This window comes from Thermohalobaculum sediminis (assembly GCF_023487995.1).
Lineage (GTDB): Bacteria > Pseudomonadota > Alphaproteobacteria > Rhodobacterales > Rhodobacteraceae > Thermohalobaculum > Thermohalobaculum sediminis.
In genome coordinates this window covers 1-3,627 of record NZ_JAMFKN010000032.1, presented here as the reverse complement: position 1 = coordinate 3,627, position 3,627 = coordinate 1, and the positions used below count along the sequence as shown (strand labels likewise).

Genomic DNA, 3,627 nt, shown 5'->3' with positions numbered 1-3,627 from the left:
AAACCTGCGGTCAGCGACAACTGTGGAAGGGCCTGATCGAGGTGCCGGACCGGCCGTTTAAATATTGCCTCATCGTCCGGTATAGCCGACCGACGTTCCGAGCGCCGCAAGCTACCGCTTCCCGCCCTTAACGGTCATTAACGACGCCAATCAGAATGGCAAAACCCAGCCCGAAATTGCTGCTCACATAATCCGCAGGGAACGGCAGTTGCAGCCACTCATCAGACATGTCCGTGACCGGGTCTGACCCGGCGATCGCGGCGATTAAATCCATGAATAACCCGGCACGTCTTAGCGTACACGGACCAGTGGAGGTGCCGTACGTTCCGGTAATATCGTGATAACTGACAGGAGAAGAGCTCTGAAATCTTCAGACACTTTAAAGTGGCTAGGCTCCGTCTCCGCAGCAAGTTGCTGGTTTTCGGACAGGTTGGGAAAAGGCGGGCGAAAGGCAAGCCGATGGAAATTCTTCGCTCATGCCTGCGGAGATGATAGGATCGGTCGGGCTAAGCGGGACGAGGCAGTGGCAGACATGTCTGCGGCGGGGAGGTTCGGTAAGAAGGGATTTTGAGATGGCGATGAATATCGAGCTTCGGAAACGCTTCGGGGAATTGACCGTCGGTCTGTGTGGCTTGACGCTTATGCTCGGAACGGCCAGTGCGGCGGAGCCGACGAACGCAGAACTGATCGAAGATGCGCTGAGCGCGGCGCCCCCCGCGCTTCGGGAGTCTGCCGGCGTGATGAACGAGCAGGGCGAAATGATCCGCGAAGGCAGCAGCGATTATGTCTGTATGCCGACTCCCGCCGCGATCCGAGAACTTGGCAACGAGCCGATGTGCCTCGACCAGGTCTGGATGAGCTGGGCAGATGCATGGCTCAACAAGAAGCCTTTCGAGACTGATCGAGTGGGCATCGGCTATATGCTGGCCGGTGACGCGGCCGGCGCGAGCAATAAAGACCCCTTCGCGACCGAGCCCACAGCCGACAACGACTGGGTCGTTGAAGGGCCCCATTTAATGATCATCGTGCCAGATGCGTCGCAGCTTGCCGGCCTGCCAGACACCCCCAGGCCGGACGGTGCCTATGTGATGTGGAAGGACACGCCCTACGTTCACATCATGGTGCCCGTCGGTGAACGGCCGAAACAGCGGCCAGCTACTCAATAAATCATACTGTGCGTTGCGGCTAAGGGCGGGGAGCGGTCAACGGTCCGATGACGGCTTTGGCCGCGGAGCCGCCGTCCGTGACATAAACCGCAACAGCTGCTCCAAGCCCGAAGGGGGGGTGACGAATGTTGCTGCGTCGCTGTCAGACATCAGGTGCGCGCCGAAAGCCTTCATCCTCGACGCAATTCTACCGCCTCCCGTCGCGCAGGGCCGCTTGTGAAAGCTCCTGGCGCACTACCTAGGCTACTTTCCGACAAAAACGACCGAGATCAACCGTTCCACCCCGCTTTCCGCAGCCCACTGATCAAAAACTGAAGGTCTTGCTCGCGCACGAAGGGGTAAGTGTCCCGAATGTAACCCTCGCTGAACGCCCCGCCCATGGCGTCGATGGTCTCCAAAACCCTCGCAGCCTCGTCGTCATTCCCTGCATGCGAGAGCACCGCTGCGCAACGCTGTAAGCCCCGAAGATACTTCGGGGCCGCCGTCATCATTTTCCGGGCCAAAAGAGCGGCTTCTTCAAGGCGTCCGCTAAGGGCGCGGCACATCATCTGGTCGCATAGAACAACACCCATGTTGGGAAAGTTCGGGTTCAACCGCAACGCCGTCTCGTAATGGGCGTAGCCGCGGTCAGGCTCGCCGCAATAGCTCAGCACGCAGCCCATCATGACGTGGCCGTACACATCGCTCGGATTGAGCCGCACGGCCTCCTCAGCGTGCTCCAGCGCTCCGAGCGGGTCCATATTCCCGAACAACATGCACTGCGCCCTGCACGACCTGGCAAAGGAGCTCTCTGGATTGGTCTCGACGGCCTTGGCGCTCGCATCGAGGCTGGCCTTAAGCGCTGCCGCTCGGTCATCCGCCCACCCCAGAAGAAAGTCGCGTATGTGACACCGTGCCAATCGCGCCCAAGCGTCCGAATAACCGGGATCGAGATCCAGCGCCCTTAACGCAAGTCGTCGCTGCTCTTCATTCGATTGCGGCGTGCCGTAGCCGTCTCCGCCCTGGCGTTCGGCTTCGACCGCTTCTGCCATCAACTCCCAGCAGGAAAGATCCCGCGGCCGCGCGCGACGGATCCGAGTCGCAGCCGCCCGGGCAATCTGCGGCTCGATCTGGCTGACGATCCGTCGGCTTACGTCTTCTTGGAAATCGAAGATGTCCTCGAGGCTGCCGTCGAAACTGTGACTCCATAGCTCTTGGCAAGTACTCGCATCCAGAAGCCGGGCGGTGACGCGAGCTCGCCCTCCGCCGCGGCGGACGCTCCCCGTAACCACGAATGCGGCCTCTACGCTCGCAGCGAGGGTCCGAAGATCACCTTTCTCGCCGCGCACCGCCTCTGGGCCGATAACAGGGAACCACCGCCAGCATGCGAGCGTGGTGCGGATGTCCTCGCAGAGCCCCGACGCGAGGACCATCTCTGCGTCCGAGCTTCCCAACGGCTCGAAAGGCAGGAACAGCACCGCGGGTCGGTCCATCACAGATGCTTCATATTGAGCCGCGGGATGCCCCCGTGCGGCACAACGGCGCGCCATTCCCTCTTCGCCAGTGGTGGCAGAATCGGCACCCGTCCAGCGCCAAACCCGGATCACCCGCTCGATATTTCGGAGCTTCTGCTCACCCATGTCCTCGAACTGCGCATCGATCCGATGGCCAACCTGCTCACGCACGGAATCCGAGATGCAGAGCCCCCCTGGCGGGGCAAGGCGCTCCAGCCGCGCTGCGACGTTGACGCCGTCGCCCAAGATGTCGTCACCGTCGACAATCACGTCGCCAAGGTTGATGCCGATGCGAAACGTAATCCGCCGGTCTTCGCGCACGTCGGATTGACTTCCGGCCAGGGCGTTTTGCATCGCCAAAGCCTGCCGAACCGCGTCCAGAACGGAACTGAATTCGGCAAGTATGCCGTCGCCCATCAGCTTGACGATCCGTCCATGGTGCGCCTTGACCGTCGGAGTGACGATTTCGTCGTGGATTAGCTGCAGAGCAGACAGAGCGTGCTCCTCGTCGTTTTCGACGAGACGCGAATAACCAACGACGTCGGCAACGAGTACCGCGGAGAGCCTGCGTATCACCGAGCTAGCGGCCAAGTGGTTGTCTCCACGAAAATGTTGGATGCAAAATTAACGTATCTCCGCGATAAGCGCCAAACCCATCGTAGAGATTTTAGCGATACTCGTGTCATGTCATTAATCGGGTTGAGGGGGCCTCGGTGCTGAGCGCAGCGAACGGCCGCCACCGCCCAAACGGTCTCTCTAGACGATCTCTGATGTTCGCCAGAGGCGTCGGACCTCGAGCGGCCGTAGTCTGTGGTCGTGGAGCATCCGTGCTTGGGGCGGGGTAGCCCATATTTGCGATGTTTACGGGATTCGGTAAAGCAACCAGGGAATGCGGCTTATCCTGAACTCGTCACATCGCTGGACCAGTTTAGTTTTCGCTCGGAGCCAAAGCAGATCGGCCTCGATCA

General features: G+C 60.5%; 2 protein-coding genes. One reads left to right on the top strand and one right to left on the bottom strand.

Going from position 1 to position 3,627, the window contains the following annotated elements:
* The first annotated feature begins 572 nt into the window (after positions 1-572).
* Complete coding sequence (locus M1105_RS20405; RefSeq protein WP_249582213.1) at positions 573-1,166, top strand: hypothetical protein; 594 nt, start codon at positions 573-575, stop codon at positions 1,164-1,166.
* 269 nt (positions 1,167-1,435) lie between these two features.
* Here M1105_RS20405 and M1105_RS20400 read toward each other — a convergent pair whose 3' ends face one another.
* A complete protein-coding gene (locus M1105_RS20400) occupies positions 1,436-3,250 on the bottom strand; it encodes an adenylate/guanylate cyclase domain-containing protein (protein WP_249582212.1) in 1,815 nt (604 codons plus the stop codon).
* Positions 3,251-3,627 lie beyond the last annotated feature (377 nt).